The following is a 15,904-nucleotide window of genomic DNA, read 5'->3' on the forward strand; positions in this document are numbered from 1 at the left end:
GGCGATGGCAGTAGGCGGCGGCGGACAAGAGAAGCCGATGTCCGACATCAACACGACGCCGCTCGTGGACGTCATGCTGGTGCTTCTGATCATCTTCCTGATCGCGGTTCCGATCGCGATCCAGACGATCCAGAAGCTCAAAATTCCGATTTTGGAAACGGTCGAGTCCAAGGACAAGGTCGAAAACCTTCTCATCACGGTCACCACGACCGACGATGCCGGGCGCAGCGCGGGCGACGATGGCTATGAAGGCGCAAGCCGCAACGGCGAATGCCGGGTCTATTTCAACAACATCACCCCGGTGACGTCGGACGAACTGGCCAAGATTGCGTACGAACGCCTTGACAAGATCATCAAGCGTGAAGGCGGACCCGAAGCCCTGCGTGCGAACCCGGAGAAGATCCCCCAGGTCCACATTCGCGGTGACATTAACGCCCCGTGGCGCTGCGTGGCGGGTACGATCTACAACGTGCAGATCGCCGGCTACCCGACCGTCGGCTTCATTTCGAACCCGGTGGATCCCAACGGCTGATCAGCCCGCGGCTCACATCTGCCCGGCGGCCTGTGCCGCCCAGTGAATTCAGGAGTTAAGTTTCCATGGCAATGTCAGGCGGTAGCGACGATGGCTCGCCGATGATGGAAATCAACACGACGCCGCTTATCGACGTCATGCTGGTTCTCCTCATCATGTTCATCATTACCATCCCGGTGGCCACGCACTCGATCGACATCGATCTGCCCGCACCTGCCCCGGATACGAAGGTTAAGCCGCCGGAGCGCGACAAGAACATCCTGTCGGTGGATTCTGTCGGGACGATCACTTGGAACGGCCAGTCGCTCAGTGAGAGCACGCTCGTCTACCAGTTGACCGAAACGCTAAAGATCAAGCCGGAGCCGGAGCTGCAGTTCCAGCCCGATGCGCAGGCTCCCTATGAATCTACGGCGCGCGTGCTGCGCTTGATCAAGGGTTCGGGCGTGACGGCCTTCGGCTTCGTCGGCAACGAACAGTACTACCAGTTCGGCAAGGACCCCAAGGAACCTGCGGTCAAGTAACCGGACGAACCATGCGACTACCCAAAGGGGGCGGAGCGATCCGCCCCCTTTTCGTTTGGACGGGCTAGTCGTGCGTCGTGGCAGCAGCCGTTTCCTGACGTATTGTTAGAGGCGTTCCGTCCGGTAGCCGAGCCAATTGCCAATATCGATCCCCCGCGCAGGCCGAGGCCTCAGGCGGTTCCATTCAACCTTGCGTGTATTGGCCTGAGGTCCCCGCCTGCCCGGGGACTCCGGGGGGCAGGAACCGCTACCCTCACACCCGCATGGCCAGTGCCGCAAGGCTCTCCGCCTCGACCAGCAATTCATCATCCGCCGCGCCGCTGGGCAGGCTCTCGCGCCCGATCATCGTCAGCAGCGGCACGGCCATCGGACTGACCCGATCCAGCTCGACATGGACCAATTGCCCCGCCGCCCGGTCAAGCAGGTCGGCCAGACGTCCAACGTCGGTCAGCCGCGTCCGGGCATCGGCCCAGGCCGCTTCGATCAGCACGTGGTCGGGCTCGTGCTTGCGCAGCACGTCGTAGATCAGATCGGTCGAGAACGTCACCTGGCGGCCGCTCTTGCGCTTTCCGGGATGCTGCCGCTCGACCAGCCCGCCGATCACCGCTGCCTCGCGGAAAGCGCGCCGCAGCATGTAGCTGTCCTGCACCCAGTCGATGAATTCATCATTGAGAATGTCAGGCGACAGCAGTGGCGCCGGGTCGGTCACGGCGCGCAGGCTCCAGATGCCCACGGCATAGTCGTTCGCAACATAGCCCAGAGGCATCAGCCCGCGCTCTTCCATGCGGCGGGTCACCAACATCCCCAGCGCCTGATTGGCGTTCCACCCTTCGAAGGTGTGAAAGACGATGTAATGTTTGCCCGCATGGGGAAAGCTCTCAACCAGCAACTGGCCCGGACCGGGCAGCTGCGAGCGCCAGTCCTGCATCTCCAGCCATTCGCGCACGTCGTCGGGGAAGCGCGCCCAGCCGGCGCGGTCGACCATCATGGCGCGCACCCGGTCGGCGAGATGCGAGGAAATCGGCATTCGCGCACCCATGTAGCTGGGGATCTGCCCCGGCTTCTTGGCCGCCTTGACGATCAGGTCGAGGTCACGCAGCGATTCCACTTCAAGGTCCATGCCGGCAAAACGGAAGGTGTCGCCCGGGCGCAGGGTCGCGCCAAAGCTTTCCTCAACCTTGCCGAGATCGCGGCCGTTGCGGAACCGCACGTGGAGCATCTCGGAATCGACGATAATCCCGGCATTCATCCGGTGCCGCGCCGCGTGCTCGGGGTGGGTCAGCCGCCACAGGCCGTCGGGCGAACGCACGATGCGCCGGAACCGGTCATAGGCGCGCAGCGAATAACCGCCGGTCGCCACGAAATCGAGCACGCGCGTCCACCGCTCCACATCGAGCCAGGCATAGGAATGGGCGCTGCGCACCTCGGCCAGCAACGCGGCCTCGTCGAATGGTCCGGCGCAGGCGCAAGCCATCACATGCTGGGCAAGGACGTCGAGCGAACCGGGACGAAAGAGCTCACCATCGCGCTGGCCGTCTTCGACTGCCTCCATCGCCGCGGTGGCTTCGAGGAATTCAAACCGGTTGCCCGGCACAAGCAGCGCTCGGCTGGCCTGATCGAGCCGGTGGTTGGCGCGGCCGATGCGCTGGAGAAGCCGCGAAGACCCTTTCGGCGCACCCATCTGCACGACCAGATCGATGTCTCCCCAGTCAACGCCCAAATCGAGGCTGGCGGTGCAGACCAGCGCGCGCAGCCGGCCATCGGCCATCGCACCTTCGACCTTGCGCCGTGCTTCCTTTGACAGCGAGCCATGGTGCACCCCGATCGGCAGGTTCTCCTCATTGGCATCCCACAGCAGCTGGAAGATCAGTTCAGCAAGGAAGCGCGTGTTGCAGAACACCAGCGTGGTGCGGTGCGCCTCTATTGCCTCGTAAAGCTGCGGGATCGCCCATGTCGCGGCGTGACCGCTCCACGGCACGCGTTCCTCGATGGGTAGCAGGATCGACACTTCGGGCGGCGCGCCCTCCTCGCCGATCACCAGCGCCACATCCTGCGCCCGGCCATCTGGCGCGAGCCAGGCGCGGAACTCCTCCGGATCGGCGAGCGTGGCGGAGAGGCCGACGCGCCGCACATCGGGCGCGAAGGCGGAAATGCGAGCTAGCGCCAGCGCCAGCAGGTCGCCGCGCTTGCCGGTGGCAAAGGCGTGGATCTCGTCGATCACCACGTGCTTCAGCGTCGAGAACAGGACCGCGCTTTCCGGATAGGACAGCAGCAGCGACAGCGATTCCGGGGTGGTCAGCAGGATATGGGGTGGCTGCGCGCGCTGGCGGGCCTTGCGGTCGGAGGGGGTGTCGCCGCTGCGGGTCTCGACCCGGATCGGCAGGCCAATCTCGTCGATGGGGGTCAGCAGGTTGCGCTGCACGTCATGCGCCAGTGCCTTCAGCGGCGAGATGTAGAGTGTGTGCAGACCATCGCCCGGAATGGATTTGCCCGCGAATTCGGCCAGTGTCGGCAGGAACCCGCCGAGCGTCTTGCCCGCCCCGGTATCGGCAGCGAGCAGGGCGTGGCGCCCCGAGGCGGCAACCTCCAGCATTTCGGCCTGATGCCGCCGCAGCCGCCACCCGCGCTTGGCGAACCAGTCGGCGAGTTTGGGGGGAAGGGAAGCGGCACTCACGTCCCTAACTTAGGGATGCCAGCGCCGGTTGAAAGCGGAAAGGGAGCGCGCCGGGCAGGGGGGATTGGGCGGCGCGCTCCCCAAGGGTTAGCCGAACAGCTTGTTCGCCGTCTCGGCAGCCCGGCGGCCCAGATAACGGGCACCGCCAAGATCTTCCTCTTCGGGCTGGCGGCTGCCATCGCCGCCGGCAATCGTCGTCGCCCCATAAGGCGCGCCGCCGACAACCTTGTCGTTGTTCATCTGGCCGGCAAAGCCATAGTCGAGCCCGACAATGGTCATGCCGAAGTGCAGCAGGTTGGTCAGCATCGAGAACAGGGTGGTTTCCTGCCCGCCGTGCTGGGTCGCGGTCGAGGTGAAGGCCGCGCCGACCTTGCCGTTCAGCGCACCGCGCGCCCACAGGCCGCCGGCTTGATCGAGAAAGGCTGCCATTTGCGATGACATGCGGCCAAAGCGGGTACCGGTGCCAAGGATGATCGCGTCATAGCCTTCCAGCTCGGCAATCGTGGCGACGGGGGCAGCCTGATCGAGCTTGTAATGCGCGCCGCGAGCGATTTCTTCGGGGACGGTTTCGGGCACGCGCTTGATGTCGACGGTGGCTCCGGCTTGGCGCGCACCATCGGCGACAGCCTGAGCCATCTGCTCGATGTGGCCATAGCTCGAATAATAGAGGACGAGGACTTTCGACATGGGTTCTGCCTTCCGCTGGATGGGTATTCGAAACGCCAGATAGCCCCCGCAGTTCCTGCATGGAATTGGCGAAGTTTGACTTGTAGCCATACGAAAATGTATGTCCTTTCCGTATGGATTGGGATGACCTCAAGATCGTTCTCGCCATTTCGCGCGAGGGGACGCTGACCGGTGCGGCGCGGGTGCTGGGGCTGACGCAGCCGACGATGGGCCGGCGGCTTGCGGCGTTCGAGGAGCACATGGGCGCGCGGCTGCTGCAGCGCATGCCTTCGGGCTATGTCCTCACTCCGCTGGGCGAAAGTGTGCTGGTTCATGCCGAACGGATCGAGGCGGAAGTGCAAGCTGCCGAGCGCGCCATGCTGGGCCGCGATGTGGCGCTGGCCGGGACGGTACGCGTCACCACAGTCGATCTGCTGGCACCGACTATCGTCGTCCCGGCCATTCGCACCTTGCGCGCCAGCCACCCGGGGATCTGCGTCGAACTGGTGCCCGATACGCGCCTGCTCAGCCTGTCAAAGCGCGAGGCGGACATTGCGCTGCGCCCCTCGCGGTTTCGCGGTAACGAGATTCACGCGCGCCGCGTCGGCCGGTTCAGCCTCGGCATCTATGCCTCGCGCGCGGCGCTGGCGGAGGGAGCGGCGCTGCCGCTGGTGACGACGCTCGACGATCAGGCGAATCTGCCCGAGACGGCGTGGCTACGCGAACTTTACCCCGATGCCCCGGTCGCGCTGCAATCGAACGACCGGCACGTGCATTTTCAGGCAGCGGTGTCCGGGCTGGGGCTGGTTGTGCTGTCGCGCTTTCATGCTGACCGCGAGCCGGAACTGGTGCTGCTGCACGAAGCCGATCCGGCGACCGACCGCGAATTGTGGCTGGGCGTCCATGCCGACCTGCGCCACACCCCGCGTATTCGCGCGGTGATCGATGCCATCGCCGCCGAACTGGCCTCGCAAAAGGCGTTTCGCGCGGGATAGAGCCTGCGCGGTTGCGGGCGGGCCTGCGCGGTGCCATCAGTTTTCGGGCATGAGCGATCCGCTGACTCTCCATCCTGAACTGCTGCCGATCGGCCTCGCGCTTGCGCTGGGGCTGCTGGTCGGCGTGCAGCGCGGCTGGGCACAGCGCCACGTGATTGACGGGCGCCGATTCGCCGGAGTGCGGACGTTCGGGCTTACCGGGCTCGCGGGCGGCTTTGCCGGGGCGTTCAAGCTGGGCGAGCCGGTGCTTTCCGCCGTGGTCCTGATCGCCAGCGCGGGGCTGATCCTGCTCGGCTACTGGCGCTCCACGCGTGACGGGCCGGACGTCAGCGGCACTGCGAGCATGGTGGCGCTGTTGACCCTGGCGGCCGGTTACCTTGCCGGATCGGGCGAGGGTGTCGTTGCTTCCGTCGCCGTCGGCTTGATGGTGCTGGTGCTGGCCATGCGCGAGCAGCTCCATGGCTGGGTGCAGTCGCTCGATGAGCGCGAGGTCATGGCGATTGCCCGCTTTGCCCTGATCGCCCTTGTCATCCTGCCGCTGCTGCCGACCGAGCCGATGGGGCCATATGATGCGTGGAAGCCGCGCCAGCTGTGGGCCGTGGTCGTCATGGTCTCGGGCTTTTCATTTGCCGGCTATCTCGCCGCCAAGCATTTCGGCGCGACGCGGGGGGTTCTGGCGACGGCTGCTGCGGGTTCCACGGTTTCATCCACGGCGGTCACCGCTTCGCTCGCCGGAAAGCTACGCGCGGGCGCGGGTGACCCGGCGATCAACAATGCGGCCATCGCGCTGGCCTCTGCGGTGATGTTCGTGCGCGTCATGGTGCTGACCTATGCGCTCGCACCTATGGCCTTCCTCGCGCTGTGCCGTTTCGCCGTGCCGGGGCTGGTCGTCAGCCTCGCCGCCACTTGGCTGATCCTGCGCAAGGCGGTGCTGGGCGAGGGCGGCGGTGATCCGTCGCTGAAACTTCGCAACCCGTTCGACCTTGGCCCGGCGCTGCTGCTGACCGCGCTGGTCATGCTGCTCAGCCTCGTCGCACGCTGGGTGCTGGCGAATTATGGTGACGCCGGGCTGGCGAGCGTTCTGGCGATCACCGGCATGGTCGATGTCGATTCAGCGATCATCACCATCGGGAACCTCCCGGTCGGAGCCATCGCAGCGAGGATGGCAGGACTGGTTCTCGCCCCGCCGATCATCCTGAACACGATAATCAAGGCCGGTATGGCCGCGACCATGGCGGGCGGGCACAAGGGCTGGCCGGGGGCAATAGCGCTCGCGGCAAGTGCCGTTGCGGCAACTGCCGGGGCGCTGACCCTGCTGTGATCAGTGCCCCGCTTGCGGGCCGCGTTTCAGACCACTGGCGGCGAGCTGCGCGTCGATCTCGCCCATCAGCCGCGTCAGGCCTTCTTCGCTCAAACTTTCGGCGCGGGCAACGAGCACGTCCTGCGTGTTCGAGGCGCGCAGCAACCACCATCCGTCGGGCGTGGAAACGCGGACGCCGTCCGTCCCGTTAACGTCGGCCCCGGAGTCCGAAAGCCGCTGCTTCACTTCCTCGATCACCGCGAACTTGCGGCTCTCATCGACCTGAAAGCGCAGTTCGGGCGTGTTGATCATCGCCGGCATCTCGCCGCGCAGCTCGGTCACCGTCTTGCCGAGTCGCGCCGAGGCGGCGATCAGGCGGACGGCGGCATAGAGCGCATCGTCGAAGCCATAATAGTCATGCGCGAAGAACACGTGGCCGCTCATCTCGCCGGCCAGCGGCGAGCCAACTTCCTTCATTTTGGATTTGATAAGGCTGTGTCCGGTTTTCCACATAAGGGGTTTTCCACCAAGCGCAGAGACTCGGTCGAATAGGGCGGAACTGGCCTTCACATCGGCGATAATTGTCGATCCGGGGACCATTCGCAGGAGGTCCTCGGCGTAGATCATGAGCAATTGGTCGCCCCAGATCACGCGCCCCTCGCCATCGACCGCGCCGATGCGGTCGCCGTCGCCATCGAAAGCCACACCAAAATGGAGGTTCTTCGCCGCGACCAGCGCCTTCAGGTCTGCAAGGTTCTTTTCCTCAGTCGGGTCCGGATGGTGGTTCGGAAAATTCCCGTCCACTTCAGTGAAGAGAAGATGATGCTCACCGGGAAGTTTCTTCGTCAGCAGTTCGAGAGCGGGTCCGGCAGCGCCGTTGCCCGCGTCCCAGCCGATGCGCAGGTGGCTCAGGCTTTCGGGGGCGATGCCGTTCAGCCCTTCAACCAGCCGGTCGACATAAGTGATCAGGATTTCGCGGTGCTCGCTGCTGCCCTTCCCGCCGGATGCCTCACCGTCGATCCAGTCTCCGGCCTCGGCCATTTCGCCCAGCTTGGCGATGTCGGCGCCGAAGAACGGCAGCCCCATAAATACCATCTTGAAGCCATTGTAATTGGCGGGATTGTGGCTGCCAGTTATCTGAATGCCGCCCTGTACCTCTGGAATTGAGGCTTCGGCGTAGTACAGCATCGGTGTGGGACCCATGCCGACACGCAGGGCATCGACGCCGCTGTCGTTAAGTCCAGCGACCACTGCCTCTTCCAGCATCGGCGAGCTGATGCGCCCGTCATAACCCACCGCAACCTTTGATCCTCCCGCGCGCTTGATCAACGTGCCGAAGCCCCGGCCGATGGCATAGGCGTCGGGCGCGCCCAGCGTTTCATCGATGATGCCGCGGATGTCGTATTCGCGAAGGACGGTCGGATGGAAGCTGTGTGTCATGAACCCTCAGTCTGGCAATTCGTCTAGGAGCAGGTCGCGCGCGGCGTTGGCCTCGTGCACCTGGGCATTGGTTCCGCCACGATCCGGATGGACAATGGTGATAAGGCGGCGATGCGCCTCGATGATGTCTTTCCGGTCGGCCTCGGCGCGAACGGCCAGCAGCTTGCGCGCTTTGAACCGCGCCTGTTCGCGCGTTGGTGAGCGATTGCTCAGATAGTCCCACGGCCAGCGTCCGAACATATACCGGCAGGCAAAGGACACGACTGCGGCGATCAGGATGAGTCTGAGCATTGCCTCCGGTCCCTTTCAATCAGGCTAAAGCGCGTTCAACCGGTCTTGTTCCCGGCATCGGCAAGGCGAGCGAGGCGAGCAGGGCGCGCAGTTCCTGCCGGGCGACAAGGTGACTGGTGCCAAGGTCACCAAGGTGGCCCTTGTCGAGCAGGGTCAGGCCCGAGGGAAACAGTTCACGGTAGATCACGCGCTCCGACAGGCCGTTGGCGATGCGGAAGCCGACCCGCTTTGATAATTCACCCAGTGCGCCTTCAAGCCGCTTCTGGTTGCGCGCCTCGATATGGCCGGTGCGGTTGCGCACGACCACCCAGTCCAGCTCGCGCCGCCCCTGCTCGATCGTCATCATCGCGCGCTTCTTGCGGGTTTCCCAGATCAGCTCGGCATAGAAGGACAAGCGGCGGACCTTGAAGGTTTCCGCATCGACCTGCCCGATCAGGTCGAAATCAACGAAACTGTCGTTAAGCGGAGTGACCAGCGTGTCGGCCCCCGTCGCGGCGTGGCGGGCGAAGACATCGTCGCGCCCGGGCGTGTCGAAGACAACGAAGTCCATGTCCGCGCCAACCTCGGCGGTCATCGCGTCAAGCTGCTCGGTGGTATCGCCATTGAACACTTCAAACCGCGCGGTGGGCAAGGTGATGCCGCGCCGCTTTTCGGTCTCGGCGCGGTTTTCCAGATAGCGGTGCAGGGTGCGCTGGCGCGGATCGAGGTCGATCGCGGCGACTTTCGCGCCCATGTAGGACAGCGCGATGGCGACGTGGACCGCCGTGGTCGACTTGCCGGTGCCGCCCTTTTCATTGGCGAAAACGATACGATGGGGGCCGGGGGCGGAAGTCACGGTGTTCGGTATGCCTTTGTGTGGTTTGTCTGCGCAGCTATCCCGCGCTAGGGCACTGCGTCTTTAACGCAAGGGACTCTCGCCGTGCAAACCGTCAATCGCATTGATCCACTACGCCAAGCGGTTGAGCGCTTGCGCGCCGATGGACCGGTTGCTCTGGTGCCAACGATGGGTGCGCTCCACGAAGGGCACCTGACTCTGGTGCGCGAGGCGTGCAAGCTCGCGGCGCACGTGGTTGTCTCGATCTTCGTCAATCCCCGCCAGTTCGGCGCGAACGAGGACCTGTCCTCCTATCCGCGCCCGTTCGAGCGCGATTGTGAGCTGTTGCGCGGCGAGGGCGTGTCGTTGCTGTGGAACCCGGATGGCGAGGTGATGTACCCGCCGGGCTATGCCACCAACATTTCAGTGAGCGGCGTCAGCGAAGGCCAATGCGGCTCCGCGCGGCCCGGGCATTTCGACGGCGTCGCCACGGTGGTGTGCAAGCTGTTCAATCAGGTGAGGCCAGACATGGCCCTGTTTGGCGAGAAGGACTGGCAGCAACTCGCGGTTATCCGCCGCATGGCCCGTGACCTCGACCTCTCGCTTCCGAAAGCGGAGGTGATTGTGGGCGTGGCGACGGTGCGCGAGGCGGACGGGCTGGCGATGTCATCGCGCAACGCATACCTCACGGCAGAGGAGCGCGCGCAGGCCGCTGCGCTCCCGCGCACCATGCAGGCTGCTATCGCCGCCGTGCGATCAGGCACCGCGCTTGAAGCCGCCATCGCGGCGCTGAAGGAGGGGCTGGTCGCCGGCGGGTTCGCTTCTGTCGACTATGCCGAATTCGCCGATGCCGATTCGCTTCAAGGCCTGTCCCAGCTTGGCACCAAGCCGGCGCGGCTGCTGGTGGCGGCGCGGATCGGCAAGGCGCGATTGATCGACAACATGGCGGTTTGACGCTATTAACAACATTCGTCATTTGCCTTGGTAAGGGGCATCGGCAATCAACGGGTCGCAATCAGTTTCCGAACGTCGGCATTGCTGGAGGGCATTGGCGCCGGCGTTCCACATTGGGGAGTGCGACTTTATGAAGAAGATTCTTTGCAGCCTTGCCGCCATCGCGGTCGCCATGGGCGGCATCAGCGCTAGCGCCTCGGCCGCAGACAACAAGGGCTCGTCCGGCCATCAGGCGCAGAAGAAGGGCGAGGCGCAGATCCCGGTCTGTACCCGCAATCTTGGCACCATCGCGATTGTCGAGCCTGACAACCAGTGGTGGCGCGAACTGAATCTCGGCAGCCCCGAGGCCATCATCAAGCTGTTTGTCCAGAAGTCCGGCTGCTTCAGCCTGGTCAATCGCGGACGCACGATGCAGAGCCGCGCGATGGAACGCGCCATGGCCGATCAGGGAGAGCTGCAGTCCGGTTCGAACCTCGGCAAGGGCCAGGTCAAGGCGGCAGACTACTTCCTGCAGCCCGATATCGTCACCACCAACAAGAAGTCCGGCGGCGGCGGCATGCTGGGCGGCCTTGGCGGCATGCTCGGTGGCCGGACCGTGGGCGCACTGCTCGGCGGCATTTCGGTCAACAAGAAAGAAGCCAAGGTCACCCTGTCGGTGGTCAATGCTCGCACGACCGAGGAAATGGCGCTGGTCGAAGGTTATGCCCGCAAAAGCGATATGAGCTTTGGCGGCGGCGGCGGCGTGGGCTGGGCTGGCGGCCTGGCAGCGGCTGGCGGTACCGGCTACACCGATACCGACATCGGGCAGGTGATCGTGCTTGCCTACCTCGATGGTTATACCAAGCTGGTCACCCAGCTGGGCGGTCTGCCTGACAACGCGGCAGCTGCGGCACCGCAGGCCAAGTAACCCCCCGCCCCAGATATTATGGCACGGCGCTTAAACGCCGGAGCGAAAAAGGGCCTCTTCCCGGCGGGGGAGAGGCCCTTTCGCGTTGACACTCCGCCCATCCGCGCCCCCAATCCTGCCAGCGGATTAGGGAGCGGAAAATGGATCTGGGCAAAGTCGGCGTCTGGTCGATGGAACTGCGCTTTGGCGACAAGGCCGAAGCGGCGAGCGGCGCGGCGGAGATCGAAGCGCTGGGCTATGGCGCGATCTGGGTGCCGGGCGGCATCGGCGGCGATGTGACCGGCGATCTCGATCACTTGCTGGCAGCCACGCAGACTATCGTCGTGGCCACCGGCATCCTCAACATCTGGAAGCATGAACCGGCCGAGATTGCCGCGTGGTTCCTCGCCCTGCCGGACCACCAGCGCCGCCGCGTGATGCTCGGCCTCGGGGTCAGCCATGGCCCGCTGATTGGCGAGAACTGGAACCGCCCGGTGGCCAAGATGGCGGCCTGGCTCGATAAGTTCGAGGCAGAGGGGATGCCGATGGAACAGACCTGCCTTGCCGCGCTGGGTCCGAAAATGCTCGAACTGGCCGGGCAGCGCACCGCGGGCGCGCACCCTTATCTGATCACGCCGGCCCACTCGGCAGAGGCACGGGCCATCATGGGGCCGGGCAAGCTGGTCGCGCCTGAACAGGGCGTCGTGCTCGAAAGCAATCCGGCGTGCGCCCGCGCCAAGGCGAGCGAGGCGCTGACCCATTATCGCCGGCTGCCCAATTACTGCAATTCGTGGAAGCGGCTGGGTTTTACCGACGAAGACATCGAACAGGAAAGCGAAGCGCTGCTGAGCGGCATTTTCGCCATGGGCGATGCCGAGGCCATAGCCGCGCGGGTGCGCGAACATCACGCGGCCGGGGCAGACCATGTCTGCGTGCAGACGATCACCAGCGGCGCGGGCCTCTCGGCCTCGCTCGCCGACCTGCGGGTCCTGGCTGGCGTGCTGCTGTAGTTTCGCGAGCAAACTGGACGGCACAATCCTCCACAATCGGGAATATACCTAGCCGCGCGGCGCGAGAATCTGAACGGCCGGACCGGTAACCTTTGGCTTCGACCCAACCCGCTTTCCCGGTGAACCGATGCTCAAGCAAATTGCGATTTCCCAGATTGAACTCGGCATGTTCGTGCACAAGCTGGAGGGCAGCTGGTTCCGGCATCCGTTCTGGAAATCGCGGTTCCTGCTCGATGATCCCTCGATGCTTGCCGAACTTCAGCAATCGGCGCTGGATACGGTGGTCATCGATACCGCCAAAGGGCTGGATCTGCGCGCCGTTCCGCGCCGCCCGGCGGCCAATGACCAGACTTCTCCGCAGCCCGTGTTCCGCACCGCGCGTCGCAGCCCTCAGCCTGCGCGCCGCGAAGCATCCCCTCATGTCGACCCGCGCTCCACCGCGCCGCAGGCGATGGCCCGCGAATTCGGGCTGGCGAAAACCGTCGCCGGCGAATCGCGCAAGGTTGTCAGCCGCATGTTCCTTCAGGCGCGGCTGGGCAAGACGATCAAGGTGGCGCAGGTGGAACCGGTGATCGAGGACGTTTTCGCCTCGATCCAGCGCAACCCCCATGCCTTCAACGGCCTGATGCGTTGCAAGCGCGACAACCAGTTCGTCTATCGGCACGTTCTGGCGGTCAGCGCCCTGATGATCTCGCTTGCCCGCCAGATGAAGCTCTCGCCCGCGCATATCCGTGAGGCCGGCATGGCGGGCCTGCTGATGGATGTCGGCATCGGCCACCTGCCGGTCGACCTCAGCGCCTATGGCGGCGACTATCGCAATGTGCCGATCAAGGTCTTCGAACAGCATGTCGATCTGGGCCATCAGTTGCTCACCGTCGGCGGCGGGCTTTCCCCCAATGTGCTTGAGGCCTGCGCGGCGCACCATGAAGCGCTGGACGGCACGGGCTATCCCAACAAGCTGAAGGGCGACGAGATCGGCCTGTTCCCGCGCATGGCAGCGATCTGCGATACCTACGACGCGATGGTCAGCGATACGGCTGAAGGCGTGGGCATGAACCCGGCCAGCGCGATCGAGCAGCTCAGCTATATGAAGGACTGGTTCGACGGCGAAGTGCTCAAGCATTTCATCGACATGATCGGCATCTTTCCCGTCGGCTCGGTGGTGCGTCTGCGCTCGGACCGGCTGGCCATGGTGGTCGATCAGGACCCGGCCGACTATTCCCGCCCGCGCCTGCGCACCTTCTGGTCGATTCCCCAGGCCAGGCTGGTGCGCAGCGAATATGTCGAGCTTGGCTCGTGCTACGGCACCGACGAGATCGTCGCCTCGGTCGAGCCCGAGGACTTTGGCATCGCCGATTTCGCCGCCCTGCGTGAACGGCTGTTTGCCCTTGCCGGCAAAGCTGCGGGCTGATCGCAGGCGTTCTGCAACGCTTGGCCGATCAGCGCCGCAGCGATGCGCTTGGCCCTTGCCATGCGGGCGGTGACTACCACATTCTTGCTGCAGTGCGGCAAGCGTCACACGGGCGTCAGATAGTCCCGGCAGCATCGGCCTGCCATTCCGGAGAACGCCCATGAACGCCAGATCGCTCGCCAGCATAGTCCGACAGGGGAATGCCGTGGTTCAGGTGCGCAACAGGATCGACTCTCTGCTCTCGGGCCGGCTTGGCCGCCTGCTCGAACGCATCGGCATCAGCCGCGCCAAGGGTGACAACGTCAGCCCGGTCGATCGGATGAATGACCTTGCCGATACGCTGCTTTCGGTCTCGGGCAAGGCATCGGGGCCGTCGCTGGCATCGGCCTTCTTCGATCTCTACGATGCCTCCTCACTGGAGGAGCGCCGCGCCTTCCTTTCCGGCCTGCGCGCCCGTTTCCCGCGCGATGGCAAGGCAATCGATACGGCTATCGCCACGTGGCAAGCCGCTCCCGGCGAACCCGCAGCCCGCGCTTTGCATAAGGCGGCCGAGGCGCGCAGCCACAAGCTGATCCGCAAGCTCAACACTGCGCCCGGCGGCACATTCCGCCTGATCCGCATGCGCGAAGACCTGCTGTCGAACGGCAAGCTTGCCGGTGATGAGGCGGCACTCGACGCCGATTTCGAGTATATCTTCGAAGGCTGGTTCAACGCCGGCTTCCTCGAACTGCGCCGGATCGACTGGGATACCTCGGCCTCCGTGCTCGAACGGGTGATCCGCTATGAGGCGGTCCATTCGATCGATTCGTGGGATGATCTGCGCGCCCGCGTACAGCCGGCCGATCGCCGCTGCTATGGCTTCTTCCACCCGCAGATGCCCGACGAGCCGCTGATCTTCGTCGAAGTGGCGCTGACCATGGACCTGCCTGACGCGATCGGGCTGATCCTTGATGAAAAGCGGGTGCCAATCAATCCGCACACTGCCAGCCATGCGATCTTCTATTCGATCTCCAACTGCCAGGAAGGTCTGCGCGGCGTGCCCTTCGGCAACTTCCTGATCAAGCGCGTGGTCGGCTTGCTGCGGGAGGAACTGCCGCAGCTGGCCTGCTTCGCCACGCTGTCGCCAGTGCCCGGGTTTGGCCGCTGGCTGGCGGGGGCAGGCGGCGCTGACGGCTTGGCCGGTGAGCCACTGCGCGCCAAGGCGGCCGAATATCTGGTCGGTGGCCGCGATGCAAAAGGCAATCCGCTCGATCCGGTCGCGCGCTTCCACCTCGGCAACGGCGCGCGGCTCGAAGCGATCCACGCCGACGCCGACCTATCGGCGCGCGGCCTGAAGCAAAGCCACGGCGTCATGGTCAACTACGTCTATGATCTCGATGCGATCGAGACGAATCTGCTGACGCTCTCCGAACTCGGGCAAGTGCCCCATTCACCGGCAGTCGAGGCGCTCGGACAGTCGCTCGCTGCCTGAAACTAAGGGTGCCGTGCAGTTCGTCGCACGAAAGTTTCGCTTCGCACCCCGCGATGAAAATCTTGTTAGGCATGGTCCGCGCGAATCTCTATTCGGGAAGTTGAGAATAGGGGATTCGGTTCGATGGACATTGCGGCCTGGTTTGCATCGATTGACCTGACGGCATTGCTGCCCTTCATCCTCGTCGGCTTTGCCGCGCAGATGGTCGACGGCGCGCTGGGCATGGCCTTTGGCGTGATTTGCAATACGCTGCTGGTCGGCGTGCTGGGCGTTCCACCGGCGCTGGCATCGCAGCGCGTCCATGTCGTGGAATGTTTCACTACGGCAACTTCTGGCATCAGCCACCTGTTGCACGGCAATATCGACAAGCGCCTGTTCCTCAGCCTGGTCATCCCGGGCGTCATCGGCGGTGTTGCCGGTGCCTATCTGCTGACCTCGCTTGATGCCAGCGTGGTCAAGCCGTTCGTCCTGATCTACCTGACGCTCATCGGCATCTACCTGCTCATTCGCGGCATTGCCTATCCGCCAAAGCAGAAGCCGGCGAAGGTCGTCGCTCCGCTGGGTCTGCTCGGCGGCTTTCTCGATGCTGCCGGCGGCGGCGGCTGGGGACCGGTGGTGACCTCGAACCTGCTGATTCAGGGCGTCGAGCCGCGCAAGGTCGTCGGCTCGGTCAATGCGGCGGAATTCTTCCTGACGCTCGCCATTTCGGCGACCTTCATCTGGCACATCGGCATCGTCGATCTCGCCGGGGCAACGCTGGGCCTGCTGATCGGTGGCGTGCTTGCCGCACCGCTGGCGGCCTGGGCGGCAAAGCACTTCCCGGCCCGGCCGATGCTGATCCTCGTCGGGGTGGTGCTGACGCTCACCAGCCTTTACGGGGTCTATCGGGCCTGGGGCTGATCGGGCGAACTGGACCGGGGACTCGCGAACGTTTAACGG

The 15,904-nt window shown here is 64.6% G+C and carries 15 protein-coding genes; 10 read left to right on the forward strand and 5 right to left on the reverse strand.

Annotation, left to right across the window (positions count from 1 at the left end; genetic code table 11):
- Positions 1-532 (forward strand): ExbD/TolR family protein (locus tag RMO89_RS08080; RefSeq protein ID WP_409035523.1); only part of this gene is annotated, 532 nt, incomplete at its 5' end.
- Between the two features lie 65 nt (positions 533-597).
- On the forward strand, positions 598-1,053 hold the full coding sequence (locus RMO89_RS08085; protein ID WP_310532389.1) for a biopolymer transporter ExbD: 456 nt from the start codon (positions 598-600) through the stop codon (positions 1,051-1,053).
- A gap of 253 nt (positions 1,054-1,306) precedes the next feature.
- Here the strand turns inward: RMO89_RS08085 and RMO89_RS08090 are convergent, their stop codons facing one another.
- Complete coding sequence (locus RMO89_RS08090; protein ID WP_310532390.1) at positions 1,307-3,727, reverse strand: ligase-associated DNA damage response DEXH box helicase; 2,421 nt, start codon at positions 3,725-3,727, stop codon at positions 1,307-1,309.
- A gap of 87 nt (positions 3,728-3,814) precedes the next feature.
- On the reverse strand, positions 3,815-4,414 hold the full coding sequence (gene wrbA / locus RMO89_RS08095) for an NAD(P)H:quinone oxidoreductase (RefSeq protein ID WP_310532391.1): 600 nt from the start codon (positions 4,412-4,414) through the stop codon (positions 3,815-3,817).
- Positions 4,415-4,527: 113 nt separating this feature from the next.
- Between wrbA and RMO89_RS08100 the strand changes: the two genes are divergently transcribed.
- Positions 4,528-5,388, forward strand: a complete 861-nt coding sequence (locus RMO89_RS08100) for a LysR family transcriptional regulator (RefSeq protein ID WP_310532392.1) — start codon at positions 4,528-4,530, stop codon at positions 5,386-5,388.
- A 49-nt stretch (positions 5,389-5,437) separates the two neighbouring features.
- Entirely contained in the window at positions 5,438-6,709 is a 1,272-nt protein-coding gene (locus RMO89_RS08105) for a DUF4010 domain-containing protein (RefSeq protein ID WP_310532394.1), read from the forward strand.
- On the opposite strand, the gene pgmG is transcribed toward RMO89_RS08105, so the two are convergent.
- The 3 genes from pgmG to RMO89_RS08120 are packed head-to-tail and all read right to left on the reverse strand — an operon-like array spanning position 6,710 to position 9,254.
- Entirely contained in the window at positions 6,710-8,128 is a 1,419-nt protein-coding gene (pgmG, locus tag RMO89_RS08110; protein WP_310532395.1) for a phosphoglucomutase/phosphomannomutase PgmG, read from the reverse strand.
- 6 nt (positions 8,129-8,134) lie between these two features.
- Complete coding sequence (locus tag RMO89_RS08115; RefSeq protein WP_310532396.1) at positions 8,135-8,419, reverse strand: molecular chaperone DnaJ; 285 nt, start codon at positions 8,417-8,419, stop codon at positions 8,135-8,137.
- Between the two features lie 19 nt (positions 8,420-8,438).
- The gene (locus RMO89_RS08120; RefSeq protein ID WP_310532397.1) at positions 8,439-9,254 is read right to left on the reverse strand and encodes a division plane positioning ATPase MipZ; all 816 of its coding nucleotides are present in this window, start codon (positions 9,252-9,254) and stop codon (positions 8,439-8,441) included.
- Positions 9,255-9,338: 84 nt separating this feature from the next.
- Between RMO89_RS08120 and panC the strand changes: the two genes are divergently transcribed.
- The 6 genes from panC (at position 9,339) to RMO89_RS08150 (ending at position 15,865) form a co-directional block, all read left to right on the forward strand.
- On the forward strand, positions 9,339-10,187 hold the full coding sequence (gene panC, locus RMO89_RS08125) for a pantoate--beta-alanine ligase (RefSeq protein ID WP_310532399.1): 849 nt from the start codon (positions 9,339-9,341) through the stop codon (positions 10,185-10,187).
- 172 nt (positions 10,188-10,359) lie between these two features.
- A complete protein-coding gene (locus RMO89_RS08130; protein ID WP_409035524.1) occupies positions 10,360-11,094 on the forward strand; it encodes a CsgG/HfaB family protein in 735 nt (244 codons plus the stop codon).
- Positions 11,095-11,234: 140 nt separating this feature from the next.
- Complete coding sequence (locus tag RMO89_RS08135; protein ID WP_310532403.1) at positions 11,235-12,083, forward strand: TIGR03620 family F420-dependent LLM class oxidoreductase; 849 nt, start codon at positions 11,235-11,237, stop codon at positions 12,081-12,083.
- Between the two features lie 127 nt (positions 12,084-12,210).
- Positions 12,211-13,494 carry a DUF3391 domain-containing protein gene (locus tag RMO89_RS08140; protein WP_310532405.1) on the forward strand — a complete coding sequence of 428 codons (1,284 nt, stop codon included), beginning with the start codon at positions 12,211-12,213 and terminating at the stop codon, positions 13,492-13,494.
- A 160-nt stretch (positions 13,495-13,654) separates the two neighbouring features.
- Positions 13,655-14,965: a malonyl-CoA decarboxylase gene (locus RMO89_RS08145; protein ID WP_310532406.1), complete on the forward strand. Its 1,311-nt coding sequence runs from the start codon at positions 13,655-13,657 to the stop codon at positions 14,963-14,965.
- Positions 14,966-15,088: 123 nt separating this feature from the next.
- Positions 15,089-15,865 (forward strand): sulfite exporter TauE/SafE family protein, encoded by a 777-nt coding sequence (locus RMO89_RS08150; protein WP_310532408.1) that lies wholly within the window; start codon positions 15,089-15,091, stop codon positions 15,863-15,865.
- The last annotated feature ends 39 nt before the right edge of the window (positions 15,866-15,904 follow it).

It is taken from the genome of Novosphingobium sp. (assembly GCF_031424035.1).
Taxonomy (GTDB): Bacteria; Pseudomonadota; Alphaproteobacteria; order Sphingomonadales; family Sphingomonadaceae; genus Novosphingobium.

Excerpts from the sequence above, each read along its gene's own strand:
- RMO89_RS08085 (WP_310532389.1), top strand. The coding sequence starts at position 598 with ATGGCAATGTCAGGCGGTAGCGACGATGGCTCGCCGATGATGGAAATC.
- wrbA (WP_310532391.1), bottom strand. The coding sequence starts at position 4,414 with ATGTCGAAAGTCCTCGTCCTCTATTATTCGAGCTATGGCCACATCGAG.
- RMO89_RS08100 (WP_310532392.1), top strand. The coding sequence starts at position 4,528 with ATGGATTGGGATGACCTCAAGATCGTTCTCGCCATTTCGCGCGAGGGG.
- RMO89_RS08105 (WP_310532394.1), top strand. The coding sequence starts at position 5,438 with ATGAGCGATCCGCTGACTCTCCATCCTGAACTGCTGCCGATCGGCCTC.
- pgmG (WP_310532395.1), bottom strand. The coding sequence starts at position 8,128 with ATGACACACAGCTTCCATCCGACCGTCCTTCGCGAATACGACATCCGC.
- RMO89_RS08115 (WP_310532396.1), bottom strand. The coding sequence starts at position 8,419 with ATGCTCAGACTCATCCTGATCGCCGCAGTCGTGTCCTTTGCCTGCCGG.
- RMO89_RS08130 (WP_409035524.1), top strand. The coding sequence starts at position 10,360 with ATGGGCGGCATCAGCGCTAGCGCCTCGGCCGCAGACAACAAGGGCTCG.
- RMO89_RS08135 (WP_310532403.1), top strand. The coding sequence starts at position 11,235 with ATGGATCTGGGCAAAGTCGGCGTCTGGTCGATGGAACTGCGCTTTGGC.
- RMO89_RS08140 (WP_310532405.1), top strand. The coding sequence starts at position 12,211 with ATGCTCAAGCAAATTGCGATTTCCCAGATTGAACTCGGCATGTTCGTG.
- RMO89_RS08145 (WP_310532406.1), top strand. The coding sequence starts at position 13,655 with ATGAACGCCAGATCGCTCGCCAGCATAGTCCGACAGGGGAATGCCGTG.
- RMO89_RS08150 (WP_310532408.1), top strand. The coding sequence starts at position 15,089 with ATGGACATTGCGGCCTGGTTTGCATCGATTGACCTGACGGCATTGCTG.